23 protein-coding genes are annotated in these 25,603 nt (G+C 39.3%); 17 read left to right on the top strand and 6 right to left on the bottom strand.

Annotated features, from left to right (window positions below; all coding sequences use genetic code 11):
• Positions 1 to 229 precede the first annotated feature (229 nt).
• The 3 genes from flhD to A391_RS0104105 are packed head-to-tail and all read left to right on the top strand — an operon-like array spanning position 230 to position 2,753.
• Positions 230 to 547 carry a flagellar transcriptional regulator FlhD gene (flhD, locus tag A391_RS0104115; protein WP_019897544.1) on the top strand — a complete coding sequence of 106 codons (318 nt, stop codon included), beginning with the start codon at positions 230 to 232 and terminating at the stop codon, positions 545 to 547.
• Positions 548 to 559: 12 nt separating this feature from the next.
• Positions 560 to 1,927, top strand: coding sequence for a flagellar biosynthesis protein FlhF (flhF, locus tag A391_RS0104110; RefSeq protein ID WP_019897540.1), 1,368 nt, complete (start codon positions 560 to 562; stop codon positions 1,925 to 1,927).
• The gene (locus A391_RS0104105; protein ID WP_019897539.1) at positions 1,920 to 2,753 is read left to right on the top strand and encodes a MinD/ParA family ATP-binding protein; all 834 of its coding nucleotides are present in this window, start codon (positions 1,920 to 1,922) and stop codon (positions 2,751 to 2,753) included. Before flhF ends, A391_RS0104105 begins: the two co-directional genes overlap by 8 nt.
• A gap of 94 nt (positions 2,754 to 2,847) precedes the next feature.
• Here the strand turns inward: A391_RS0104105 and A391_RS0104100 are convergent, their stop codons facing one another.
• The gene (locus tag A391_RS0104100) at positions 2,848 to 3,264 is read right to left on the bottom strand and encodes a BLUF domain-containing protein (protein ID WP_019897538.1); all 417 of its coding nucleotides are present in this window, start codon (positions 3,262 to 3,264) and stop codon (positions 2,848 to 2,850) included.
• A gap of 206 nt (positions 3,265 to 3,470) precedes the next feature.
• Here A391_RS0104100 and A391_RS0104095 point away from each other — a divergent pair, with 206 nt between their 5' ends.
• Positions 3,471 to 3,761 (top strand): EF-hand domain-containing protein, encoded by a 291-nt coding sequence (locus tag A391_RS0104095; RefSeq protein WP_019897537.1) that lies wholly within the window; start codon positions 3,471 to 3,473, stop codon positions 3,759 to 3,761.
• Positions 3,762 to 3,850: 89 nt separating this feature from the next.
• Here A391_RS0104095 and A391_RS0104090 read toward each other — a convergent pair whose 3' ends face one another.
• The gene (locus tag A391_RS0104090; protein ID WP_019897535.1) at positions 3,851 to 4,744 is read right to left on the bottom strand and encodes a GNAT family N-acetyltransferase; all 894 of its coding nucleotides are present in this window, start codon (positions 4,742 to 4,744) and stop codon (positions 3,851 to 3,853) included.
• A gap of 257 nt (positions 4,745 to 5,001) precedes the next feature.
• Between A391_RS0104090 and A391_RS0104085 the strand changes: the two genes are divergently transcribed.
• Positions 5,002 to 6,153, top strand: coding sequence for a GNAT family N-acetyltransferase (locus A391_RS0104085; protein WP_019897534.1), 1,152 nt, complete (start codon positions 5,002 to 5,004; stop codon positions 6,151 to 6,153).
• On the opposite strand, the gene A391_RS0104080 is transcribed toward A391_RS0104085, so the two are convergent.
• The 4 genes from A391_RS0104080 to A391_RS0104055 all read right to left on the bottom strand — a co-directional run bounded on the left by A391_RS0104080 (position 6,140) and on the right by A391_RS0104055 (position 10,799).
• A protein-coding gene (locus A391_RS0104080; RefSeq protein ID WP_088177624.1) for an IS3 family transposase occupies positions 6,140 to 7,227 on the bottom strand; the annotation gives its coding sequence in 2 pieces (ribosomal slippage) (positions 6,140 to 6,975 and positions 6,975 to 7,227; 1,089 coding nt in all). The two genes, A391_RS0104085 and A391_RS0104080, sit on opposite strands and share 14 nt — an antisense overlap.
• A 117-nt stretch (positions 7,228 to 7,344) precedes the next feature.
• A protein-coding gene (locus A391_RS0104070; protein ID WP_088177634.1) for an IS3 family transposase occupies positions 7,345 to 8,486 on the bottom strand; the annotation gives its coding sequence in 2 pieces (ribosomal slippage) (positions 7,345 to 8,240 and positions 8,240 to 8,486; 1,143 coding nt in all).
• Between the two features lie 322 nt (positions 8,487 to 8,808).
• Positions 8,809 to 10,137: an ATP-binding protein gene (locus A391_RS0104060; RefSeq protein WP_019897529.1), complete on the bottom strand. Its 1,329-nt coding sequence runs from the start codon at positions 10,135 to 10,137 to the stop codon at positions 8,809 to 8,811.
• Positions 10,134 to 10,799, bottom strand: a complete 666-nt coding sequence (locus tag A391_RS0104055; RefSeq protein WP_019897528.1) for a response regulator — start codon at positions 10,797 to 10,799, stop codon at positions 10,134 to 10,136. Before A391_RS0104055 ends, A391_RS0104060 begins: the two co-directional genes overlap by 4 nt.
• 227 nt (positions 10,800 to 11,026) lie before the next feature.
• On the opposite strand from A391_RS0104055, the gene A391_RS0104050 reads away from it, so the two are divergent.
• The 12 genes from A391_RS0104050 to A391_RS0103995 all read left to right on the top strand — a co-directional run bounded on the left by A391_RS0104050 (position 11,027) and on the right by A391_RS0103995 (position 25,572).
• Positions 11,027 to 12,313 (top strand): TolC family protein, encoded by a 1,287-nt coding sequence (locus tag A391_RS0104050; RefSeq protein ID WP_232416134.1) that lies wholly within the window; start codon positions 11,027 to 11,029, stop codon positions 12,311 to 12,313.
• Positions 12,313 to 13,587: an efflux RND transporter periplasmic adaptor subunit gene (locus A391_RS0104045; RefSeq protein WP_019897525.1), complete on the top strand. Its 1,275-nt coding sequence runs from the start codon at positions 12,313 to 12,315 to the stop codon at positions 13,585 to 13,587. Before A391_RS0104050 ends, A391_RS0104045 begins: the two co-directional genes overlap by 1 nt.
• A 17-nt stretch (positions 13,588 to 13,604) precedes the next feature.
• Positions 13,605 to 16,667: an efflux RND transporter permease subunit gene (locus tag A391_RS0104040; protein ID WP_019897524.1), complete on the top strand. Its 3,063-nt coding sequence runs from the start codon at positions 13,605 to 13,607 to the stop codon at positions 16,665 to 16,667.
• 233 nt (positions 16,668 to 16,900) lie between these two features.
• Positions 16,901 to 18,541, top strand: coding sequence for a phosphoethanolamine transferase (locus tag A391_RS0104035; protein WP_029143979.1), 1,641 nt, complete (start codon positions 16,901 to 16,903; stop codon positions 18,539 to 18,541).
• 6 nt (positions 18,542 to 18,547) lie between these two features.
• A complete protein-coding gene (locus A391_RS0104030; protein ID WP_019897521.1) occupies positions 18,548 to 18,970 on the top strand; it encodes an EamA family transporter in 423 nt (140 codons plus the stop codon).
• Positions 18,971 to 18,992: 22 nt separating this feature from the next.
• Positions 18,993 to 20,159 carry a nucleotide sugar dehydrogenase gene (locus A391_RS0104025; RefSeq protein WP_019897520.1) on the top strand — a complete coding sequence of 389 codons (1,167 nt, stop codon included), beginning with the start codon at positions 18,993 to 18,995 and terminating at the stop codon, positions 20,157 to 20,159.
• Positions 20,160 to 21,179 (top strand): NAD-dependent epimerase, encoded by a 1,020-nt coding sequence (locus tag A391_RS0104020; protein ID WP_029143978.1) that lies wholly within the window; start codon positions 20,160 to 20,162, stop codon positions 21,177 to 21,179.
• 22 nt (positions 21,180 to 21,201) lie between these two features.
• Entirely contained in the window at positions 21,202 to 22,230 is a 1,029-nt protein-coding gene (locus tag A391_RS0104015) for a metallophosphoesterase (protein ID WP_019897517.1), read from the top strand.
• Positions 22,230 to 23,666 carry an ArnT family glycosyltransferase gene (locus tag A391_RS0104010; RefSeq protein ID WP_019897516.1) on the top strand — a complete coding sequence of 479 codons (1,437 nt, stop codon included), beginning with the start codon at positions 22,230 to 22,232 and terminating at the stop codon, positions 23,664 to 23,666. Before A391_RS0104015 ends, A391_RS0104010 begins: the two co-directional genes overlap by 1 nt.
• 77 nt (positions 23,667 to 23,743) lie before the next feature.
• On the top strand, positions 23,744 to 24,469 hold the full coding sequence (locus A391_RS0104005) for a glycosyltransferase family 2 protein (RefSeq protein WP_019897513.1): 726 nt from the start codon (positions 23,744 to 23,746) through the stop codon (positions 24,467 to 24,469).
• Entirely contained in the window at positions 24,469 to 24,810 is a 342-nt protein-coding gene (locus tag A391_RS0104000; RefSeq protein WP_019897512.1) for a lipid-A-disaccharide synthase N-terminal domain-containing protein, read from the top strand. Before A391_RS0104005 ends, A391_RS0104000 begins: the two co-directional genes overlap by 1 nt.
• A 54-nt stretch (positions 24,811 to 24,864) precedes the next feature.
• The gene (locus A391_RS0103995) at positions 24,865 to 25,572 is read left to right on the top strand and encodes a phosphatase PAP2 family protein (protein ID WP_019897511.1); all 708 of its coding nucleotides are present in this window, start codon (positions 24,865 to 24,867) and stop codon (positions 25,570 to 25,572) included.
• Positions 25,573 to 25,603 lie beyond the last annotated feature (31 nt).

Genomic DNA, 25,603 nt, shown 5'->3' with positions numbered 1-25,603 from the left:
TGATACGTGTACCGATAACTCAGATGTATAGCATATTTATGTCGGTTGTTCATCTAAGGTTATTTATAAATAGCTTCTGGGTGAACATCGCACAGCACATAGATGTAAGACAAAAACCTACAAAACAAATAGACAACTGCCCATTGGTTGAATCAGACTAAAGAGTTACATTTCACCAAGCCAATTGCAATACGGTTTTTTTAATAGAAACAACGAATTAGGAAGCAAAATGAATGTAAAGGATATGATGTCTGAAATTAAGGACGCAAATCTCAACTATTTGATGATGGCTAAACAACTCATCAGTTCAGATAAAGCGACCGCCATGTTCCTTTTAGGCATCAGTAAAGAGATTGCCGATTTGCTGGAAAGCTTAAGCAATATGCAGGTTGTGAAGCTGAGCAGCACGAATATGATGCTGACACGCTTCCGATTTGATGACAGTGCAGTGCTGGGTATGTTGACCAACTATTCAAAAGATCGCGATCAGGCGCATTTACACACATCTGTTCTGCTGGCTAGTCAATCGGCTGAACAAATTTCCTAGTTAGAATTTAGTATGAATATTAAGCAATTTTTTGGTATAAACTCTCGCGAAGCACTTAAACAAGTGCGCATGGAACTTGGCGAGGATGCCATTATTCTATCTAACCGTGCCGTAGAGGGCGGAAATAGAATCACTGCGTTGAAGGAAGAAGATCTAGACGCGATTGTTGATAATGCTGCCATCATGGAGGCATCTTATCGCAACCATACAGAGGGTTTTGGTGAAGATAACCCATCGGCATTAATCTCTGTTATTAATAAAAAGGTTGAAGGCTTTCATACTAATCAGGCACAGCCTTTTGTACCAAACATGATGGAGCCAGAGGCACCAGTAGCCCAAATACAAGTTACACCAACAAACGCCCCCTCAGCACCAGATACGTTTATACAAGCATCCATGTTAGATGCTAGCCAAAAAATGACTGAGATTTTGAACGAAATGCGCAGTATGCGCGATGTGTTTGAATCACAGTTGACCACTATTGCTTGGAGCAATGTGCAACAGCAGTACCCAACAAAAACACAAATCATGAATATATTGCTGTCTTCTGGGTTCAGTGCAGCTTTAGCTAGAATGTTGTCGGAAAAATTACCGGCGAATCTTGATGAAGCAAAAGCACTAGCCTGGGTTAAATCTATTCTGAGCAAAAATCTAGATAGCATTCCAAATGAAATTGGCATGCTAGATCAAGGCGGCATCTTTGCATTAATTGGTCCAACTGGGGTTGGCAAAACAACCACAACTGCTAAACTTGCTGCGCGCTATGTCATGAAACACGGTACGGAGAGCTTAGGCTTAATTACAACTGATGCGTATCGTATTGGTGGTCATGAGCAATTAAGAATATACGGAAAAATTCTTGGTGTGATGGTGCATGCAGTTAAAGATGAAGCCGACCTTAAGATTGCTTTAAACGAGCTAAAAAACAAACGTACTATTTTAATTGATACAGTCGGTGTGAGTCAGCGCGACACAATGGTGACAGAACAAATTGCCATGTTATCCAATACCAATGCTCGCATCAAAAAGCTGCTATGCCTCAACGCAACTAGCACTGGTGAAACATTAACCGATGTGATTAGAGCTTATAAAGGTAAAGGTTTGGATGGTACGATTATCACGAAGCTTGATGAAGCAGTGACAATTGGTGGAGTACTAGACGTTATTATCAGAGGTAAGTTAAAGCTTTATTACTTAGCGAATGGTCAGCGTGTGCCTGAAGATATCCATCTTGCGAATAAGAGCTATCTGATTCAGAAAGCACTAAAAATAGGTGCAGACGGTCGCTCGTTGCAATTCAAAAATGAAGAGTTGCCTTTTATCATGGGTAACACAAGAAAATCTGTAAATACTTTATCTACAGAGACAAGCCGTGGTTAGTTTTAAGAATGACCAAGCGGCAGGTTTACGCCGCATTATGGCTGCACCAAAACCACGTGTCGTCTCTATTATTTCGGCATCTGCCACAGATCAATCACGCATGATGATTAACTTAGCTGCATCTATCCGCGCTCAGGGCAATGATGTACTAATTGTACATGCATCTAAAACTACGCGTGAAGCTAGCTATGAAGTAGATAAAACATCCACACTATACGAAATTGCTAAGACATCTGCATCACTATCTACAGCAATCAAAAACACTAAGCAAGAGTTTGCTGTTGCGAAACTATTACCTAAAAACCAGATAAGCACTCCGCTTAACAGCAATGCCGGCCAAGTATTGAATCAGTTATTTGATGAGTTAGTACTGCAATACGAAATTGTATTAGTAGATGCAACACTAAATAACGATGACTTACTGCCATTAAAAACGCTGAATGACAGCGACATTTTGATTCAACTCACACGTGAACCAGAGTCAATTAAAGACGCATACACCCTCATTAAACGTATTTGTAGCCAACTTGGCAGGCGCTCTTTTGGGATTATTGTGGATGACGCCAATGATGCACAAGCAGAAGTAGTTTTTAAGAACATCGCGCAAGTTGCTAAACGTTTTATGCAAATTGAACTAGAGTTCTTTGGTGCGATTCCAGCAGATGTACATTTAGGGAAAGCTGCGAAACTTGGTCGTCCTGTCATTGAGGCATTCCCGCTCACACCAGCTTCTAATGCCTTTAAACAAATTGCTCAACGTTTAAATAGCAAGAGCACGCCTATTATGGATATTGATATGCTATACAGCACTAGCGCAATGGTTTAACAATTGTCATATATCTCAAATAAAAAACGGCTCCATATCATGGGAGCCGTTTTTATTTGAGATCAGCATTCATGATGGGGCATTATGAGAATATCTAATGATCTTTTTTTGCACTATTTAGTCTACGCAAAAAGTCACGCATTGTTTCCCTAAAACTTTCAGGCGCGATGGTTTCTGTTGCTCTTGAGTTTAAATCAAATATCTTTTGAAAGCCGATTTGATCACACTGAATGGTCGCCATTGACCAATCACCAAACATTCTTTTATCAGCATATGAAATATAAATAATCTTATTGAGGCTGTTACGTTTGTCCTCACAAATGGTGATATATTTTTTAAGCACTGCCTGTTCAGGACCCTCTAGCACCTGCATAAATAAATGACCTCCATATAACAAAACGCCTGTGATACCAACCTCTTGATTATTTTTCTGAGACTTTTCTAATATTTCAGCAATATCCTGCTCTGTAATATTTTGTGTTGCTTGGCTGCTGTATAACAATCTAATCATAAAACTCCTGCTTTATCATTCATACCTTGTATCGAATGGCACTCTAGTTTGAATACAAAATACTAGCGACTAACAATCGTGAATGCACTAATCTTAAATTAATACACCCTCAAAAAATCTTTCTATCAATCGCGTGTCAACAGTATACTGACTGTAACGTTAATTAAGCCAGCAGTCGCTTATTTGTAATTTAAAAGGAATTTTTTATGAAAATGACACAGATTTTACTCACAACTACTTTGCTACTCGGTCTTACACAAACGGCTTACGCTGATCATCATGGTGGCGAAGATGGAAAACAGGGCTGTCATAAAGCAGATACCAATAATGATGGCGCAATATCGCGTGACGAATTTATGGCTAAACATCAAGCCCGTGCTGAAAAAATGTTCACAAAATTAGATGCAAATAAAGACGGTAAGATTGACAGTGCGGAACGTAAAGCAGCGCATCAAGGTGCAGGTCATCACCACTCAAAAGATGAGAAAAAGCCGTAATAACAAACTACATGTAAAAAGCTCATTTCGAATAGATACTGGTCTATCTGGACTGTTCATCAATGATGAACCAGTATTTATTCATGCCCCTAGTCTTTGGACTTAAATGGCGCACGCTCATCAAGCTCGTTAGCATAGGCTGCAACTCCTTTTGATTCCTGCACTACAAAATCTTCAATAGCAACGGCAAAGTCTGGGTTTGCAATTTGGTGAAAAGAACAAGTGGGCCTAGCCTTAAATCCACGCGCAAGCTTATGCTCACCTTGCGCACCACCTTCAAAAAATTCAATTTTCTCTGCAATACAAAATATCTGTGCTTGATAATAGCAAAGCTCAAAGTGAAGATTGGGAACATATTGCATCGATCCCCAGTATCGACCGTACAGCGTTACTTCATCGTAAATATTTAATGCAGCTGCGATTGGCTTCTCGTCTAGATACGCCAGTATCAACAAGATATTCTGCGGCATACTATTACCGATTGTTGTGAAAAACTCCCTTGTCAGATATGGCGTAGATCGGTGCTCTCGATACGTATTTTCATAGCATTGATAGAAAAAATTCCACTGTTCGGGAGTAATTTCACCCCCCTTAACTTGCAGACATATCACGCCTGAGTCTGTGACTTTTTTCCTTTCTTGCCTAATCTTTTTACGCTTATCGTGACTTAATTGACTTAAGAATTCGTCAAAATCAGAGTAATCCAGATTTTGCCAACGGAACTGCACGCCTTGCCTCTGCATCCATCCGGCTTGTTTAAACCACTCTGCAGAATCATCATCGGGAAACAATACGTGCGCTGATGACATTTTGTTTTGTCGCATTATTTGCGACAAGGCATTGACAATCAACGCCTTAGTATCAGGATGGTTTGTGAGAAGCCGCGAGCTAGTGATTGGCGTAAATGGAATGGCTGAAACAAGCTTAGGGTAGTAGGATAAACCGTTGCGTTCATATGCCTCGGCCCATGCCCAATCAAACACTTGTGTCAATACCTATAAAACAAGAATATTTGTCCAAGTAGAATTAGTGGCTAATTCTGAGTAAGAACAACACTTGAAGTCTTAAATCTTTTCATAAAACTTTGTAAGATTAAATTGTTCTTAATTAATAAATACTGTCCATTAGTGATATAACAGTTGATTGCGCATTATTTTAAAATTATGGATTAATATTACTTATGCACTCACTTATAGTTACACTAAAATCTTTTACTAGTAACTTTCCTAAGAATTAGCGAATGGAAAAAATACTCATAGCTGACTCATTAAAAGATGTTCGTGAATTGGAATGGGATTCAATTTCGGGGTCAAACCCATTTCTTCAATATTACTTTTTAAGTGCTCTTGAGGAAACAGGATGCGCAGCTAGGAATACTGGCTGGGTTCTACAATACATCCTTTTATATAGAGATGACAAACTTGTTGCTGCTGCACCAATGTACCTAAAAACACATTCAAGAGGTGAGTTTGTTTTTGATTTTGCTTGGGCTGACGCTTTCGAAAAGCATGGCTTGCAATACTATCCTAAAGCAGTAATTGCAGTTCCATTCACGCCTGTAACTGGTCAGAGACTTCTCGGAAAATCAACGAATGATAAGTTAACCGTTGCAAAGGCAGCAATTCAATACACTTCAAAAGTTGGAATATCTTCCATTCATGTGTTATTTCCAAACTATACAGATTTAACCTCACTTAAAGAGGCTGGATTTTCAATTAGAGAGGGAATTCAATTTCATTGGCGTAACAATAAATATCAAGACTTTAATGAGTTTTTAAACTCTATGAAACATGATAAGAGAAAAAAGATTCGGCAGTCTAGAAACTTCATTTCAAAATCAAACTTAACCTTTAAGTGGCTGCTTGGAACTGAAATTACTAATTCCTACTTAGATTTTTTTTATTATTGTTATTCAAAAACATACTACGAGCATAGATCAAACCCCTACCTTTCTATTGAGTTTTTCAAGACAGTAATTCAAAGATCACCAGAATCGTTTTTATTGATTGTTGCTCAAAGAGAAAATGAGTTGATAGCAAGCGCTTTAAATGTAATTGGAGATGGCGTTTTGTATGGTCGATATTGGGGTTGTTCAGAATTTATCAGCGGATTACATTTTGAGACTTGTTATCTTCAAGCAATTGAATATTGCATTCAAAATAAAATGGGATTCTTTGAAGGCGGTGCTCAAGGCGAACATAAAATCGCTAGAGGATTGCTACCAACAAAAACATACTCTGCTCATTGGATAAGTGACTCAAGATTTTCTGACGCAATTGATAACTTCTTAGGCTACGAAACTGACGCTGTGCAGAAATATTTTAAAGAGCTTGAAGAGTCGGTAATCCCCCCATTTTTAGCATTGACTAAAAGTAGAGTTAAGCGGCCATAGCCAACCGCTGTATTGGTGTTATCCCGCCCAAGGCCATGTTTGGACGTTCGTGATTGTAACGCCACATCCATTGAGTGGCGTATAGTCTTACCTCATCTAAATCTTGCCAGTGATATTGCGATAGCCATTCATAACGCACTGTACGGTTAAATCGTTCAATATAAGCATTCTGTTGTGGCTTGCCTGGTTGGATATAACTAATTTCAATCCCACGTCTTGCAGCCCAAGCTTGAATAACACCACTGATATTCTCAGGGCCGTTATCACAGCGCAACGTACTTGGCTTACCCCGCCATTCAATGATCTGATTTAATGCGCGAATGACTCTTTCAGAAGGTAAGGATAGGTCAATTTCAATACCCAGTGACTCCCGATTGAAATCATCAATCACATTGAACAATCTAAAGCTCCTGCCATCTTGCAATTGGTCGTGCATGAAATCCATCGACCATACCTGATTCATGCCCATCGGTACAATCAGCGCATCTGGTTTCTCGCGCTTGAGGCGCTTTCTTGGCTTGATACGTAAATTAAGCTCCAACGTCTTGTAAATGCGATAAACGCGCTTATGATTCCAGCTGTATCCCTTGACGTTACGTAGATATAAAAAACACAGACCAAAGCCCCAGTTGCGATTATTGTCAGTTAACTTTAGCAGCCAGTCGCTGATGTACTGGTTCTCAGCAGAAAGCTTTGGTTGATAACGGTAGCAGTTCACGCTGATATTAAACATCGCACAAGCCAATCGAATGGATACCGTCTTTTCTGTGACCGCTTTAACTGCCATCTCACGACGCAGAGATGGCTTTACCACTTTTTTGTGATGGCTTCTTGCAGAATCTCTGACTTTAATCTTTCTTCAGCGTACATCTTCTTCAACCGAGCATTCTCAAGTTCAAGCTCTTTCATGCGCGACATCATGGATACTTCCATCCCGCCATATTTTGCACGCCATTTGTAAAAAGTAGCTGAGCTTATACCAACCTCTCTACATAGCTCAGGAACAGGTAAACCACCCTCCACACGTTTTAATGCATCAATAATCTGACTGTCTGTAAATTTCGAGTGCTTCATTTCGTAAATCTCCCATTAGTGGAAATTCTACTTTTAATCGTTACTTTTTGCTGGGGGGATTACCAGTCCATTCCATTCAAAAAATCTTTAATTGAATCGCCACCAATTTTATAGACACTAATCAGCCGTTTTTCTGAATTGATTTTCGTAGTCTATCGGAGATAACAAGTTATTGGAATTATGACGTCGTTTTGGGTTGTAGAACAACTCTATGTAGTCAAAGATATCTTGCCTTGCTTCATCTCGATGGTTGTATATTTTTCGTTTAATCCTTTCACGTTTGAGTAATTGAAAGAAGCTTTCAGCCACAGCATTATCATGGCAGTTGCCACGGCGACTCATGCTCGACTCCAGATTGTGGGCTTTTAAGAATATATCCCAATCCTCACTGGTGTACTGGCTACCTTGATCAGAATGTATTAACACCTTGCTTTTAGGTTTCCTGCGCCATACCGCCATCAGCAACGCATCTAATACCAGCTCTTTAGTAATCCTTGACTGCATAGACCAACCCACAATTCGCCTAGAGAATAAGTCCATCACCACTGCAAGATATAGCCAGCCTTCATGGGTGCGGATATAGGTAATATCCGTCACCCATGATTGGTCTGGATGAATGGGATTGAACTGCCTGTTTAACGTGTTGGGACTGGTCAAGTAAGGCTTGCCACCATAATGCCTTGGCTTACGGTAACCGACCTGTGCTTTTAAGCCATGTGTATGCATCAAGCGATAGACACGATTAATGCCGATATGCTCACCCAAAGCACGCATATCGCTATGCACTTTACGATAGCCATACACGCCACCAGATTCCAGCCAGCATTGCTTAATCAATCCCGTTTGGCGCTGGTCATTTCTATAGCTTACTGAATGTGGCTGCTTTAACCAGGCATAAAAGCCGCTGGGATGAACTTCTAGCATCTGGCACAGCCATCTTGTTGGCCAACAGTCCTGATGTTCGTTGATAAAGGCATATCTTAGTCGGACTGCTTCGCGAAGTATGCCGCGGCTTTTTTTAGCAAATCACGTTCTTCTGTGACACGCTTTAACTCTTTGCGTAAACGATTGAGTTCAGCTTGCTCTGTGTGTTTGGTTTGGTGGATCGCTGCGTAGGGGCCATACTTCCTGACCCAGGCATAGAGGCTGTCTACAGTGACATCGAGTCGTTTTGCCACATCGGAGACTGCATATCCACCTTCTGTAATTTGGCGGACTGCTGCTAGTTTGAATTCTTCTGGATAACGTTTACCGCTCATTTGTCGCCTTTCTTTAGTTGCCATTATTACGGCTCCAAGGTGTCTAGTAAACTAGTGGCGATTCAAGGATACATCTGCGACTCCAGCTGAAGGTCAAGATGATGCTACGGCAGTCAAAGTTATCACTAGCGTTTATCGTGGCGGACTAGATAACTTAAAGAAAATTTCAGAGTAATAGTTGAAAACTATTAAGATCAATATTAGGCGAGAGCTCGCCTTTATTGATCTTAAAGTATTCAGTCTTACCTGCTCCCAATTTTCGTCCTTCATAGTTTAATTCATGACATCTAAGCGGAACAAAGCTGTCATTAAGATAATCTATTTATCTAACAAAAGTAATTTTAAATGAAAAGCCATGATTGAGGTTAGACAACTTAATTATTGCACCATGCTGTGAGACAATTTCTCTCACGATTGAAAGACCTAAACCTGATCCACAAGTGTCTTTGTTTTCCCCTCTGTAAAACCTTTCAAACACTCGTTCAAAATCATCTATTGCAATACCGGGTCCAGTGTCATTAACTTCTAAAATAGCGTGTTCAGAGTCGTTAGATAAAGAAATATTCACACTCCCGTAATTAGGTGTGTAGCGAATTGCATTATCTAGAATATTGTTAATTAGTACTTTAATTTCGTGTTGAACTCCATCTATCATGGCAACCTCTCCATTTGTTAATCCCAAGTCAATACCTTTTTCATGAGCTAAGGGTAATAATTCTTCGATGGACTCTTTGACTAACTGAAGTAGATTGAGCCGCTGAATTTCTCTTAATCGATTATTTGGCTCAATACGCGCCAAAGTTAATAATTGACTAATTAGCTGCTCCGTCCTACCAACACCTATTTTTAAACTTTGAATTGCTAGTTCTTGTTCATCCTTTGTTTCAGCTTGTTCAAGCAAAGAAAGTTGTAATTTAAGTGCTGTGATTGGTGTTCTCAACTCATGCGCTGCATCTGATGTAAATCTTTTCAGCACTCCCACCATGTCAGACAATTTCCCCATAAAAATGTTAAGAGATTGTACTAAAGGCTTAATTTCAACTGGCAACTGATGATCTGGAAAAGGTTTCAGATCGGTGCTATGCCGGTGTTGAATTTCATCTGACAATATAGATAGTGGGGAAAGCGCTTTTCTGATTGCTAAAAATATCAATAGCACTAAAAATGGAATAAACAACAACTGAGAAGCCATTAAACTAATAGCAGTCTCTTTAATTGTATTTTTTCTTAATCGAAGAGACTGTGCCACTTGGATGGTTTCTTGATTAACCTTAATTGCAAAAAATCGCCATTGTTTATTCAGATATTTTTGTGTGGAAAAGCCTAATGTTGAGGGAAGTGGCACTTTAATATCGGGATGCGACACATAGAGTACCGTTCCATCTTTAGCCAACACACGCACGTAAAACTCTTCCTCACCTTGTATTGTCGAGCCTTTACCCACTTGAGTATTACTGTACAGATGTGTCACATCATGAATCGCAAGGTGTTGTGCAGCAATTGCACTACCTACCTGTTCCAGGTTTGCATCATATAGTTCATCTAACTCTTCTTTACTTACCCAATATGAAGCTAAACTGATTAGGCAATATATCAGTAAGATCGCTAGCGTGATGTAAATTAGCAAAAATCGTTTAATAGAATGATTCATATATTGGCTCTCGCTTTCGGAAAGGTGTAACCAACACCTCTCACGTTGAGAATAATGTTCGCACCAAACTTTCGCCTGATGGTATGAATGTGAACTTCTACAGCGTTGCTTTCAACCTCTTCATTCCAACCATATATTTTCTCCTCTAATTGACCTCTGGAGTAAATCACACCAGGGTTTTCTAGTAGCGTTTGCATAATATTAAATGCTTTGACTGACAGCCTTTCAGTTTTACCTTGATAACTCAATGTAAAAGTGGCTGGGTTTAAACTTGCATCACCGTAACTAATGATAGGGTCAGCGCGATCCTGCTTTCGTCTAGTTAGCACACGAATCCTTGCCTCCAACTCCTCTATAGCAAATGGCTTAAGCAGATAATCATCTGCACCGCAATCTAGACCTTTCACACGGTCTTCAATGCTATCGCGTGCAGTAATAATTAACACAGGTGTTGACATACCTTTCTCACGTAATTGAATCAAGTATTCAAGTCCTGATCGCTTGGGTAGGCCAAGATCTAACAAAATCAAGTCATATGTCTCAAGGTTTAAAGTGTGCTCACCAGCAAAAGTATCTTTTACCCAGTTTACGGCATGGCTCTTCAAGGCCTTTTGAAGGCTTTGGCCAATCATTTCATCATCTTCAATTAGTAATATCCGCACAATCTATTCCTTAATTCTAATTGGCAAAAGCTACTTAGCCTCCAATTACATGAATTCATGTTGCCACGTATTTCTTAATGGAAACTTAAAAGATTGGATTCAACTGTTAAGTTTCCATTAAGTTTAAGTCATTACAGTGCTCACAACTTTTCTTCAGTATGTGACTAATTATGCCTTCAGGCTTGATAAATAAAATCTATTGCTACTTGATTATTCTATCCATTCTTATGTTCAGTAGTGGTTGTCAATCTATACCCGATACGGCAGATAGAGCAAGTGTCATTCAAAATGTGGTTGCTTATGATCAGCAACTATCTAGTAACAAAGCTGATGTTGTTCAGCAGATAGAAATTAAGCTAAAAGAGAGCACGATACTGAGTGAATCAGAAGCAGTAATATATGCACTAAATAATAATGCAGCATTTAAGTCTTTGCTAATTGACCTAAAGCTTGCAAAGGCTGATTTAGTAAATGCAGGCTTACTTCCAAACCCTGAGTTACTCTTTGCATTTGGTGTAGCAAATAAACCTTACCGTTATGCGATTGATCTACCAATCGAGGCGCTTTGGTTAAGGCCAATTAGATTACGCACAATGAAGCATGAAGCCGATGCTGTAGCCCATCGCCTAACACAGTCGGGGCTCAATCTTATTAAAGATGTACGGATTGCTTATGCACAAGCAGTGTTAGCACAAGAGCAATTGAAGGTAACGGAAGTATCCTACCATTTACGCAATACTATTTACACACTATCACGGAAGCGTCTTGAAGCTGGCGATATCAATGGTAATGATATTTTACTTGCCCAAAATGATGCGGCTATTGCAAAACGTGACTTGGAACTTGCGCAATATGATGTAAACATTAAGATGCAAGGTCTTCTCTATTTGCTGGGTATTGGACAAAAATATCCATATGTAGTGTTGTCACCTAATCTTACCCCTGCTTGCCATATAAATGATGTTGACAACTTACTCGCACAATCTTTAACTCATCGCCCAGATGTTCTGGCTGCGCAATATTCAATCAATGCTACAAAAGAGAAGGCTAAATTATCAAAGCTTAGTTGGTTTAGGTTTACTGGTACTGCCGATGCCACTAGTGGTCAGGTGACTGGACACACGCTAGGCCCAGCAATCCGCTCCACAATTCCTATTGTTAATCAGAATCAAGGCGCTATCAGCAGAGCAGAAGCCGATGTGGAAAAAGCAGAATTGAATCTAGAATCACTGAAGCAACAAGCTGTTTTAGAAATAAGAACCGCTCATCTTCAATATCAACAATCTTGCCATGACTGGAATGTCTTGCAAGACTCACTCATACCTTCCATGAAGCAAATGATTCAACTCACAGAGCATGCTTATCAAAAAGGAGATATTGCTTACTTGCAAACGCTTGAGGCAAATCGTCAATTTATAGATACACAAATGAGAGAAGTAAAACTAAAGGCAGACCTCATTGCTAAGTATGCGGAATTAATGCGAAACAGCAGCAATATAAGTGTTGCTAAATAATGGATAAAAGACAAATGAACATGCTGAATGTAAAACAATTTCTATTGATGTTGACCATGACACAGAAAAAAATGTGGATTGCGATAGCTTTAGTCTCAATCACTATTTTATTAGGTTCTATCATTTTGATACCAGGCCCTAGTAAAGAGGTTAAAGCGCAACATCAACCAGCACAGACTGTTGTAGCAGAGAATTCATTAAATACTGTCTATCTCAACGATGATGCATATCGCAAACTTGGCATAGAAACAGCAATGATAAAGCGTGAACAACTAGTTGCAAATAAAACATATGGCAGCGAAATTGTGGCGCCACCTGGCAGCATGGTAAGCGTTTCAGCACCTATCTCTGGTAAGTTAATGTCTGTTGATAAAACACCCTTAAAACCAGGTGCGCAAATAAAATCGGGACAATTACTCTATCGTATTCAACCGATAATTACTGCAGATGCACGTGCTAATTTGGTTAATGCACTTGCTGATGCTGAAAGCTTTGTAAACGTTGCAAAGTCGCAAGTGAATGCAACAGAAATCGCGCTAAATCGTGCAGAGAAATTGTTACAAGACTTAGTTGGCAGTCAACGTAATGTCGATGAAGCCAATGCGGCACATGAAATTGCACTTAAGAACTTAGAAGCTGCACATGTCAAAAGAAATGCACTACATCAAATGGTCAATCTAGGTACGATTGAACCCATTGAAATCAAATCACCCCAAGCAGGCATTGTCAGCAATATATTTGCAGTGAGCGATCAACTGGTGCCTGCTGGTAACCCCATTATGGAGATTTCATCTCTCAATTCATTATGGGTACGCGTGCCAATTCCAACGGGTGATTTAGAAAGCATAGATCAACAGGCTGATGCCAAAATCCAGCCATCTTCAACCAGTCCCAGCATTTCCAGTCTTGTGGCAAAACCCATTAATGCGCCGCCTACAGCCGATCCACTTACGAGCACCACGCATCTGTATTACGCCATACAAAATGACCACTTAGCGTTAAGTCCTATGCAGCGTGTAACTGTCACGCTTAATACACAGAACCAATCCACTCATGCTTTAACACTTCCATGGTCAGCAGTTGTATTTGATATTTATGGAGGAAGTTGGGTTTACACACAGAAGTCTAAATATACATATGAGCGTAAAAGAATATTTTTAGATTATGTAAGTGGTCATCAAGCAATTATTAGTGAAGGGCCTCCTGAAGGTTCAATGGTTGTAGTGAATGGCGCATTAGAGCTATTCGGCGTTGAAACTGGCTTCGCTCACTAAACCACATAGGTCACTATATGTTAAAAAAAATCATTTATTCTGCTGTAAAAGGCCGCATGGTCGTCATGATCATCTCGTTAACGCTCATATTATTTGGTTTCAATACCATCAAGCAGGCGCCCCTGGATGTATTTCCTGAATTTGCACCTATTAAGGTTGAAATCCAAACAGAAGCACCAGGACTTTCTACAGAGGAGACTGAGCACCTGATTAGCATGCCTCTTGAGCAGGCGCTTAATGGTACACCTCAACTTAAAACCTTACGTTCAAAGTCAGTGTTAGGGTTATCTTCAGTTGTTCTGTTGTTTGAGGAAGGAACTGATCTTTTTCAAGCAAGGCAGTATGTGCAAGAGCGCCTAGGTTTAGTGGCTGGCCGCTTGCCAGTTGTCGCTAAGCCTCCAGTGATGATGCCTCCATTGTCATCGTTATCACGTGTACTTAAAGTTGGTGTTTCTTCCAAAACACTCTCCCAAATGGATATCAGCACATTGACCATGTGGACAATACGTCCACGCCTAATGTCTATACCTGGGGTGGCAAACGTTGCGGTTTGGGGACAACGCGATAAGCAGTTACAGATTGTGATAGACCCAGATCGGTTACGTGCTTCTGGCATCACCCTACAACAAGTCATGCTAGCTTCTAGCGATGCAGCAAGTATTGAGTCTGGTGGATTTGTTGATTCACCCAATCAACGGATTGCTGTACGTTATAAAAACTTAACTACCAAGCCTGAAGAGTTAGCAAATACAGTTGTGGACTTTAAAAACGGAGCACCTATTCGTTTAGGAGATATTGCGGATATTGAGATTGGAGAACCGCCGGCCATTGGTGATGCTGTCATCAACCACGGAGATGGTTTGTTACTGATTGTAGAAAAGCACCCCAACGCTAATACGATTCAGGTCACTAAGAATGTTGAGGCAGCCCTTGCAGAACTCAAACCTGCGATTAAAGAGTTAGAGATTGATTCCACCATATTTAGGCCAGCCACATTTATTGAGCGTGCGATTGATAACTTGCAAAATGCATTAGTGCTTGGTGCGCTTTTGGTTGCGCTCATTCTCATGGTATTTTTGCGCAACAAACGTGCAGCATTGATTAGTATATGTGCGATTCCTCTTTCATTACTTAGCGCTGTATTAGTGCTTACTGCACTTAATGTCGGTATGAATACCATGGTTATTGCGGGTCTAGTGATCGCATTGGGCGAAGTCGTGGATGATGCAATTATTGATGTAGAAAACATCATACGGCGATTGAAATTAAACCAACTATTAGACGTTCCAAAATCGAAACTTAACGTCATCGTAAATGCGTCGTTAGAAGTCCGGAGTGCAGTGGTCTATGCCACCATGATTGTGATGGTGGTTTTCCTGCCAGTATTCTTTTTAGACGGTATTGCAGGTGCTTTCTTTCAACCTCTAGCCATGGCTTATTTGTTAGCCATCTTGGCTTCTTTGATTGTTGCACTTGTTGTAACACCTGCGATATCTTTTATGTTGTTAGATGTAGAACATGAAGAAGACGATATTGCTATCGTCAACTGGTTACAGAGTAAATACTCTAGGTTACTAGACACCATTTTAGCTAGACCCAAAAAGATTTTTGTAGCAGCGGCGATTGCATTTACTGCGACAGGTGTAGGCTCATTTTATTTAGGTTCAGAATTTTTACCAGAATTTAAAGAGACGGATTTTTTGATGCACTTTCTTGAGCGTCCAGGTGCATCAATTCAACAAATGAAAAAAATCAGTATGTTGGCAAGTCATGACTTACTAGCGATTCCAGGGGTAAGAAACTTTGGAGCACATATCGGTCGTGCAGAAGTGGCTGATGAGGTAGTTGGGCCTAATTTTACTGAGCTATGGGTGAGCATAGATCCTGATATAAATTACGAAGAAACAGTCTCTGCCATTCAAAAAACCATGCATGGCTACTCAGGTATTTTTACCGATGTGCAAACCTACTTAAAAGAACGTAGCAAAGAGGTACTCTCTGGCACAAGCTCTAGCATAGTAGTGCGTTTATTTGGTCCAGATTTAGCTGTGTTGCGCGAGCATGCAGAACTCATTAAACAAACCATGCAAACTGTGGATGGTATTGCGGATTTAAAAGTAGAGCCACAAGTACTAATCCCTCAAATTGAGATTCGCCTAAAAAAAGACGCTGCAAAACATTACGGCATCAACACCAATGACATTCGTAAAGTGACAAGCATGGTACTGAAAGGTACAAAGGTTGGTGAAGTATATGAAGCACAGCAAAAAGTAGATGTAGTGGTCATCGGTGCTCCTGAAAGTAAATCAGACTTACGTGCAATACAAGAGTTACCAATAGATTCGGCATTTGGGCCACAGCTGAGAATAAAGGATGTAGCAGATGTTTACTTTATTGGTATGCCTAATGAGATAAAACGCGAGGCAGTATCAAGACGAATCGATATTGTTGCAAATGCCAAAAATCGTGACTTAGGATCTGTGGCATCGGAAGTCGAAAGCAAAGTATCTGCAATGACTTTACCTGCTGGGTATTACCCACAGTTTTTAGGTGAGTATAGTGCCCAGAAAGCAGCCACTCAGAAACTGCTTGGCCTCACATTATTGATGATATTTGCAATTATCTTGATAGTGTATATAGATTTCAAATCTCATCAACATACGCTTATCTTTTTGGCGTCATTACCGTTTGCACTCATGGGTGGTGTTATTGGGGTGTTTTTATCTGGCGGAATTATTTCTCTTGGCTCTATGGTCGGATTTATTGCTGTATTAGGCATTGCATCCAGAAACGGTATTTTGTTAATTAGCCACTACAGGCACTTAATTGCAAGTGAGGGCTATCAGTTTGGATTGGACGTTGTTAAGCGTGGCTCACAAGAGCGTTTAGTTCCAATACTAATGACGGCACTTGCCACCTCGCTTGCTTTACTTCCTATCATTTTTAAAGGGCCGATTTCTGGCTATGAAATTGAATATCCGTTAGCAGTAGTGGTGGTGACTGGATTGCTTACTTCAACATTACTTAACCTTATTTTATTACCGAGTATTTTCTTAAAGTTTGGAAAAATCAAAACCTGAATTTTGTGAATTAAAACTGCAAAATTTGCATGATTTAAAACTAGTAATAATTTACATCCCTGCAAATATTGCAGTACTAATGCTAAATAAAATATTTTAATTATTAAAATCATGTAGATAGATAGTAGGCATGTAAGTTGCTTTTGGTGTTAAAGATGTTCATAAAAGGCTTTAGAGGAAACATGCAATCTAAGTTATTAAATAAATATGGAAGCCTAGCAAATAGAAGGGATATGGTTAACTCCCAGACCGCTGCTATATTTTTAGTTGTCATTTTGATAATGGTGACAGGAAATTTTTCACTGTTCCATGGCATTTTAAATATCTATCCACTCACTTTCGGAAACTTGCCATTTCTCATTTCCCTTGCCTTGTTTTTCACGTCATTGACAGCAATTTTTTTCTTAGTAATCAGTCATGGTAAGTGTACACGCTGGATTCTTGCTGGCTTTCTGTTAATTACATCTCAATCTGCCTATTACATGGATCATTTAGGTGTCATTATTGATACCGTCATGATTGACAATGTCGTACAAACTAACAAAAGCGAGTTTTCAAGTTTAATCACCTCCACCTTAATATTGAGAACATTCTTTTTTGGTGTTATTCCCGCTTGGTTAATACTCAAATATTGCCCGGAACCTCGCAGTCTTAAAATCGAACTAAAATCTAGGTTACGCTCATTATTGTTATTACTGTTGGCACTTGTGTTACTAGTGATACCGTTTACACCAGATTACACATCATTCATCCGTGAGCACAGAATCGTAAGGTTTTATTCAAACCCTACCTATTCAGTATATTCGGCAATTAAATACATTAACCAACAATCTAATATTACTGCTCATCAATCAATATTATCTAAGACGGCTGAAGATGCTGTTTTATTAGACCCATCTACCAGTAAAAATGAATTAATCATTATGGTAGTAGGTGAAACAGCCCGTGCAGATAGGTTTTCATTAAACGGCTATCAGCGTGAAACTAACCCTGAGTTGTCTAAACAAGATATCGTTAGTTTTACTAACGTTACTTCATGTGGCACGTCAACTAATGTTTCTGTGCCATGTATGTTTTCATCATTGGGTCGTGAAAAATATGATAAAGAAAAAGCACTACATCAAGAGAACGCACTCGATGTTTTACAAAAAAATGGCATTGAAGTTTTATGGCGAGATAATAATTCTGATTCTAAAGGTGTAGCAACGCGGATCAAATATGAAGACTTCAAAACGCCAACTCTAAATCCAAACTGCAAAGGCGAATGCAGAGACGTTGGCATGCTAAGTGGCTTAGATGAATATATCGAAAAAAATAAAGGCAAAGATATGATGATTGTGTTGCACCAAATGGGCAATCATGGTCCTGAGTATTATCGTAGATATCCTAAAGCATTCGAACGTTTTAAACCTGCATGCCAGACAGGTGAGCTTAGAGATTGCACTCAACAGGAAATTGACAACGCTTACGACAACGCAATTCTTTATACAGACTATTTCTTAGCAGAAGTGATTAACTTCTTGAAAAAATACGATGAACAATATGAGGTGGCTATGTTGTATGTATCTGATCATGGTGAATCTCTTGGTGAACATGGGTTTTACCTGCATGCCGCACCCTACATAATTGCTCCTAAAGAACAAACACATGTACCTGTGATTGCTTGGACCGGCAAAAACTTTGACTACAACTTAAGCGACATTAAACCTTATAAAGACAATGCAATTAGCCACGATGATTTATTTTGTACACTGCTTATAGCTTATGAGCTTGAGTCAAACATATGTACAGGAAAAAACGCCATATTCGCAAAAAACAAGATGTTGAAATCTTATGCGCTCTCAGAAGATACTTTGGATAAGAACGTCGATTAGATAAATATGGAACGCTGGATCATCTACGCATTCATCTCAATGTTATTTGCCGGCTTTACAGCTGTCATAGCAAAGCAAGGGTTAGTTGGCATATCTGCGGAATTAGGCATCACACTAAGAACTCTCTTTGTCTGTTTTTTTATCATCGTATTTGGTTTATTAACAATTGCACCAACCGAGTTAAAACTGCTTCAAAAGGCTAACTACATATGGCTTTGTTTATCTGCCATTACTACTGCTGGTTCGTGGATTTTCTATTATAAAGCTTTAAAAATGGGAGATGTTGCGACCGTTGCACTCATCGATAAAGGAAGCGTGGTTGTATCTGTATTACTAGCATGGTGGCTATTTAAAGAAGCAGTGACGTTTCGAATGATCATTGGTGCAATGCTGATTATCACTGGCATCATGGTCATTTCCAAGAAGTAATAATAAAAATGGGAGCTATATTGTGAAAGTTGCAGTCGTTGGAACAGGTTATGTAGGGTTGTCGCTGGCTGTGCTTATTGCACTTCGTCACGAAGTCATTGCACTTGATATCATTCAAAGCCGCGTTGATATGCTTAATAATCAACAATCCCCCATTATGGATGCTGAGATTCAAGATTATTTACGCAACAAGTCCTTACAACTTAAAGCGACGACAGACAAGCAAATTGCTTATCAAAATGCAGACTTTATAATCATAGCCACACCGACCGACTATGATCCTAATACCAATACATTTAACACTGAGTCAGTTGAAACTGTGATTCGCGATGTAGCTAGTATCAACCCTGAAGCCGTGATTGTGATCAAATCGACAGTACCGGTTGGCTATACAGAGAGAATTAAAGAAGAACTCAAAAATAAGAATATTTTTTTCTCTCCAGAGTTTCTGCGCGAAGGTAAGGCTTTATATGACAATCTATACCCATCAAGGATTGTTGTAGGCGAAGTAAGCAAGCGAGCTAAAGTGTTTGCTGAGCTTCTTATGGATGGGGCATTAAAGCCAAAGGTCGATTTGCTGTTCTCACATAATACTGAAGCAGAAGCAATAAAGCTGTTTTCAAACACATTTCTCGCAATGCGGGTCGCATTTTTTAATGAATTAGACACTTATGCTTTAATTAATGGTTTAAACACGCGTGAGATTATAGATGGCGTATGTTTGGACTCACGTATTGGCAATTTCTATAACAACCCATCGTTTGGATACGGTGGGTATTGCTTGCCCAAAGATACAAAGCAACTCCTAGCCAATTACAAAAAAGTACCTCAAAACTTAATTCGTGCCATTGTAGAAGCTAATTCAACTCGTAAAGATTTTATTGCTCAGGAAATTATCAATTTAAAACCCAAAGTGGTAGGCATTTATCGCCTCATTATGAAAGCGGGCTCGGATAATTTCAGGTCATCCAGCATACAAGGCATTATGAAGCGAATTAAAGCTAAGGGAATCGAGGTAATAGTGTATGAGCCAGTACTTGAGGAACAAAATTTCTTCAACTCAAAAATTTTCAAAGATTTGACACAATTTAAGCAGTTATCAGATGTTATTGTTAGCAATCGTATGACGCAAGAGTTAATCGATGTGTCACACAAAGTGTATACACGTGATTTATTTGGGAGCGATTAGTTGAAGATTTTACTAACAGGAGTTGCTGGGTTTATCGGAATGCATGTTGCACGTATTTTACTAGAGCGTGGTAATGAAGTGATAGGCATAGATAATCTCAATGATTACTACGTAACACAGCTCAAGCATGACCGATTGAACCAAATCAAAGAGTTTGCAAATTTTAAATTTATTCAAATGGATATAGTAGACAGTGAGGCATTACATCAGTTATTCGTCCGAGAAAACTTTCAACGGGTTATTCATCTTGCTGCACAGGCAGGTGTTCGATATTCGTTGAACAATCCTTCTGTGTATATTCAATCCAATCTAGTGGGTTTTGGCAACATTCTTGAGTCTTGTAGACATCATAAAATTGAACATTTAGTATATGCCAGCTCATCCAGCGTATATGGCAGCAATAGCCATATGCCATTTTCAGTGCATGACAATGTAGATCATCCATTAAGCTTGTATGCAGCCACAAAAAAATCGAATGAATTGATGGCACATGCATACAGTCATTTATACGCCATACCTACCACTGGTCTGCGCTACTTTACCGTATATGGGCCTTGGGGTCGGCCGGATATGTCACCTTGGCTATTCACTTCAGCCATACTTGAAGGTAAACCGATCAATATATTCAATCATGGCAAGATGAAGCGGGACTTTACCTATATCGATGATATTGCTGAGGGAACTGTCAAAGTCTTGGATACCATTGCACAACCCAATCCCAATTATCTTACTGAATTACCAGATCCAGCCACAAGTTCTGCGCCTTACAGAATTTACAACATTGGCAATCATCAACCGGAAGACTTGATGCTCTTTATTGAAACCCTAGAAAAAGAGCTAGGCGTCAACGCTGTCAAAAACTTCATGCCAATGCAACGAGGCGATGTGATTGCTACTTATGCAGATGTCGAAGATCTTCAACATGATGTTGGATACGCTCCTAGTACCAATTTACAAACAGGTCTTAAGCAATGGGTTCAATGGTATCGCAACCACGCTGAGGGCGTGTATTCACAATAACCAATAAGACTTATTTCAATATATGAAACAGCCACTAAATCGACTATCTGCTCTGCTAAGCAAACGCTGGCTAATGTCAATCATACTTGTTGTATTGTCTCTCAGCGCTATTGGCCTATACAGGTATTTTCACCCAGTCATTTACCGCATTCCATCGAATTCAGACAATGCTCAAGAAATCAATTTCTTTGCATTAGGTGACCAGGGTTCAGGTAGTTTAGAACAAAGAGCAGTTGCTGATGCAATGGATAAAGTGGCAAGAAAGAATAAAAGACTAGATTTTGTAGTGTTGCTGGGTGACAATTTTTATATCGATACTAAGCTCACTGAAAATAGCCGTGAATGGAATACGATGTTTGAAGAAGTCTATTCAGGAGCCTATCTAAGTACCGTTCCTTTTTATGCTATTCTTGGGAATCATGATGTGAGTTTATCGTTAAACCCAAAAACTCATCCCGAAATTGAATACTCAAAAAAGGCCCTGGGCTCAAATCGTTGGCGCATGCCTGCCCATTATTTTCATAATGATTTTGGCAACATTAATGGAAGGCCCTTGCTCCGTATTGTTTATCTAGATACAAATGCATCATCGGATGAAATGTCTGTCCAAGCCAATTACGTACGGGAGCAATTTATCAGAAATCCTTTACAGCCTATCTGGAAAATTGTTGCCGGTCATCATACTATTCGAAGTTATGGTAAGCATTTTGAAGACAAAACAAATCTAGAAAATACACTTTTACCAGCTTTACAAGAAGCCAAGGTAGATGTATACATGTCAGGACATGATCATAATCAGCAATTAATAGTGAAAGAGGGTGAGCCTAATTATGTCGTTAATGGGGCTGGGGGTAAAAGCCTATATGCACAAAAAGTGCTATCAGAAGACTTACGTTTCTTTAATAAGGGTTATGGGTTCGTCAGTTTAAAAGCCAATGCAAATAAGCTTAAAATTGATTTTTTTGATAATCACGCTAAAACAGTCTCATCGAATGAAATTGCACGAGAGTGCAAGGATCTGAATACTCGATGCATTAAAGCGATTAAATAATGCAACAAGATAAATCCAATTTATATAGTGCTCTGCTGATAGCGACAATACTGCTAGGTATAACCGTATTTCTTTTGGGATTGGGTAACATTCCTTTCCTATCATTTAATGAAGCACGAAGAGCAATACCCGCGGCTAATATGATTAAAGACAATGATTGGTTGATACCAACGTTGAATGGTGAACTTTATATTACCAAACCACCTCTTTTATATTGGTTATCTGCAGGGATTTCTCAGCTGTTTGGCATAGTTAATGAATGGACAGCGCGTCTCACATCAGCGTTGTCGGCCATAGCAACTTCAATGCTAGTTTTTGTATATGCAAGACGTCATTATGGCGCATGGGCAGCTTTGTTTGCGCTGCAAATCATCATTGCTAATGCAGGTTTTTCCATGCTCGGACGACAAGCTGGTATTGAGATGCTTTTGTCTTTTCTGTGCTTTAGTTCACTGATTTGCGCATTCATTTATACGCATGAAGAAGTAGGAAGAAAGTGGCTTCTGTTTAGCTACCTTTTATTGGGATTGGCTGTACTTACTAAAGGTCCTATTGCTCTATTATTTGTTACATTGCCACTGTTAGTTTGTGCACTCTACCAACGCAAAGCTCGTCAGTGGGAAGTACTCCGTGATCCAGTAGGTTGGCTAATTTTTCTGTTAGTGGGGTCATCTTGGTACTTGGCTGTCACTTGGAAAATGGGATTCGACGTATGGCAATCCACTGTTCAGAAAGATATGGTGACCAAAATATATAGCAATACAGGTGAGCCTATTTACAACTATGTTTTATGGTTAGCGGCTGATTTTTTTCCAGTTTTTTTCCTGATACTTATTAGCCCCATTACAACATGGCGCCGGTGGAAGCAACATGAAGTCACTTCAAGCTTATTAATTGGATTGCTGGTACCTTTTCTTATTTACACAGCATTTAGCGATAAACATGCAAAATATCTATTACCCATTTATCCAATATTCGCCATCGTACTTGGACACAAACTAAGTGAGTTATACCAAGAAGGCGGTACTCGGCTAAAAAAAGCAATACTAGGTTTATTAATTTTAATGCCTATTGGATATGCCTTATTTTATACGTTCGCTGAAGCTAAAGTATTCCACTACCGTTATGAGGCAATACCACTAATTAATAAATGGTTTACAGAAGAGTCAAGTCATTTGCCAATATATGGTTATAAACATCTGGATGAACGGCTTATTTACTACGCCAATCGTAGCATCCCAATCATTGACGATACAAAATTACAGTCATTAAAAACCAGCGATAGCATACTTCTGGTTGAAGACTCAGACACTGTAAGACTTAAAGCTGAAGCGCAATGTACTTTAAAAGAGTTTAAACCTTACTTAAGTAGGAAAGGCACTTTGGCAATATTAGGATTTGGGGCTGCTTGCGAGAGCTCTTCAATATCACAGTAAATTATTTAAAACATCATTATTAGACTTAATCTCTTTCATGTTACGAATGCTTAAACTAAATAACTATTAACCATAAAATGAAAAATCCAATACATTTACTCAGCGTAGTAGTCCCAGTCCACAATGAGGCGGAAAATATAGCGCCTTTAATTCAAGAAATAGAAGATGCGCTATCTGATTTTGTAGCGTTTGAAATCGTATACGTGAATGATGGCAGTAAAGATGATACAAAAATACGCTTAGCTGAAGCGAAAGCACGCCACCCAAAACTCAGGGTGATTACACATGCGTTTAGTTGTGGTCAAAGTACTGCCGTACGAACAGGAATTAAATTCGCCAGAGGTGATTGGGTAGCAACGCTAGATGGTGATGGTCAAAACGATCCTGAAGACATCAAAAAGTTAATTGCTGCGATTGAAAATGGAGTCGAACTCATTGGGGGTAACCGGCGTCATGCAAGACGTGATACTTGGATAAAACGCATATCTTCAGTGGTAGCCAATACTGTACGTTCAAAACTATTAAGAGACTCAACGCCCGATACAGGTTGTGGTCTCAAACTAATCCGGCGAGATGTTTTTCTCGACCTACCTTACTTTGACCACATGCATCGTTTCTTACCTGCACTCGTTCAGCGGCGCGGTGGGCGTGTAGTCTCGGTACCTGTAAGTCATCGCGCCAGAGAGCATGGACAATCTAAATACGGCACCATCGATAGATTACTTGTTGGCATCGTTGATTTAGTTGGCATGCTCTGGCTCATTAAGCGTTCAAAAAAACCATTTGTTACTGAGGAGTCATAATGAATCAGGGACTTGGATATTATCTCGCTCATCTCATATCACAATGGCAACACTACTTTGGTGGAATGGATAACATAGAATTAATTTGGTTAATGGTTGGCTTACTGGGTCAATCTATGTTCATGATGCGCTTTGTCGTGCAATGGATACACAGTGAACGACATCAGAAAAGTGTTATTCCTGTGAGTTTTTGGTACCTAAGTCTTGCCGGAGGACTTATTGTTTTGGCTTATGGTATCCATAAAGTGGAGCCAGTCATTATTTTAGGCCAACTGCCAGGGACATTTGTATATATCAGAAACTTGATATTAATCCGAAAGGAAAAAGAATATAGTTTTTAACTATACATACAAATGTTCTCAATATTTACAATATTAATTATTTAAAGCCAACTCATGCTTGTGAAATCGAACCCACCCAATATAAGTTTTAAAATTGCATGGTGGATGCTGGTAATTTCGGCTTTAATAATTCTGCTAATGGGTGAATTCACTAAAGTTGACTTAATGATTGAGGACTATTACTACGACTCAACATTAAAAACATTTCCATGGAAAACCGCATGGTTTGCAAAGGTTTTTATGCATGTTTATGTTAAGAATTTAATATTAAGTTTCGGATTTCTGCTTTACTCAATTTTACTAATTGATATGTTTAAACCTTTTAGTATTATGAATAGTTGGTTAAGGCTCAGATTAAGGTTTGTAGCTGTCGCCTCAGTAGTCATTCCAGTAACGTTAAGCTTAATAAAGAAATACTCGGCATTACATTGTCCATGGGATATTGATCGTTATAACGGTAGTGCACCTTTCCTGAAGCTGCTAGATTATGTGCCAAAAGGATTAGAGGCAGGGGCCTGTTTCCCTGCTGGTCATGCTTCAACAGGCTTATGGCTAGCTTCTTTGTGTGTGTTTTGGTTACCAACTAACCCTACAAAAGCAAAATATGTATTTGCAATAGGTATTTTTATTGGCTTTATTTTAGGTTGGGTACAGCAAATGCGTGGAGCTCATTTTCTGTTTCATACGCTTTGGTCAATGTGGATTGCAAGTTTTATTCTTCTTCTAATGCTTAAAGCTTCTAATCTTATTAACGAACATTGAGACATTGATTAAATAAATATTTAATTTGAAT

The sequence above is a fragment of the Methylotenera mobilis 13 genome, from assembly GCF_000384255.1.
Lineage (GTDB): Bacteria > Pseudomonadota > Gammaproteobacteria > Burkholderiales > Methylophilaceae > Methylotenera > Methylotenera mobilis_B.
The sequence above is the reverse complement of the archived record's forward strand: the minus strand, read 5'-3'. Positions and strand labels throughout refer to the sequence as shown.

Excerpts from the sequence above, each read along its gene's own strand:
- flhD (WP_019897544.1), top strand. The coding sequence starts at position 230 with ATGAATGTAAAGGATATGATGTCTGAAATTAAGGACGCAAATCTCAAC.
- flhF (WP_019897540.1), top strand. The coding sequence starts at position 560 with ATGAATATTAAGCAATTTTTTGGTATAAACTCTCGCGAAGCACTTAAA.
- A391_RS0104100 (WP_019897538.1), bottom strand. The coding sequence starts at position 3,264 with ATGATTAGATTGTTATACAGCAGCCAAGCAACACAAAATATTACAGAG.
- A391_RS0104095 (WP_019897537.1), top strand. The coding sequence starts at position 3,471 with ATGAAAATGACACAGATTTTACTCACAACTACTTTGCTACTCGGTCTT.
- A391_RS0104085 (WP_019897534.1), top strand. The coding sequence starts at position 5,002 with ATGGAAAAAATACTCATAGCTGACTCATTAAAAGATGTTCGTGAATTG.
- A391_RS0104060 (WP_019897529.1), bottom strand. The coding sequence starts at position 10,137 with ATGAATCATTCTATTAAACGATTTTTGCTAATTTACATCACGCTAGCG.
- A391_RS0104050 (WP_232416134.1), top strand. The coding sequence starts at position 11,027 with ATGTTCAGTAGTGGTTGTCAATCTATACCCGATACGGCAGATAGAGCA.
- A391_RS0104045 (WP_019897525.1), top strand. The coding sequence starts at position 12,313 with ATGGATAAAAGACAAATGAACATGCTGAATGTAAAACAATTTCTATTG.
- A391_RS0104040 (WP_019897524.1), top strand. The coding sequence starts at position 13,605 with ATGTTAAAAAAAATCATTTATTCTGCTGTAAAAGGCCGCATGGTCGTC.
- A391_RS0104035 (WP_029143979.1), top strand. The coding sequence starts at position 16,901 with ATGGTTAACTCCCAGACCGCTGCTATATTTTTAGTTGTCATTTTGATA.
- A391_RS0104030 (WP_019897521.1), top strand. The coding sequence starts at position 18,548 with ATGGAACGCTGGATCATCTACGCATTCATCTCAATGTTATTTGCCGGC.
- A391_RS0104015 (WP_019897517.1), top strand. The coding sequence starts at position 21,202 with ATGAAACAGCCACTAAATCGACTATCTGCTCTGCTAAGCAAACGCTGG.
- A391_RS0104010 (WP_019897516.1), top strand. The coding sequence starts at position 22,230 with ATGCAACAAGATAAATCCAATTTATATAGTGCTCTGCTGATAGCGACA.
- A391_RS0104005 (WP_019897513.1), top strand. The coding sequence starts at position 23,744 with ATGAAAAATCCAATACATTTACTCAGCGTAGTAGTCCCAGTCCACAAT.
- A391_RS0104000 (WP_019897512.1), top strand. The coding sequence starts at position 24,469 with ATGAATCAGGGACTTGGATATTATCTCGCTCATCTCATATCACAATGG.
- A391_RS0103995 (WP_019897511.1), top strand. The coding sequence starts at position 24,865 with ATGCTTGTGAAATCGAACCCACCCAATATAAGTTTTAAAATTGCATGG.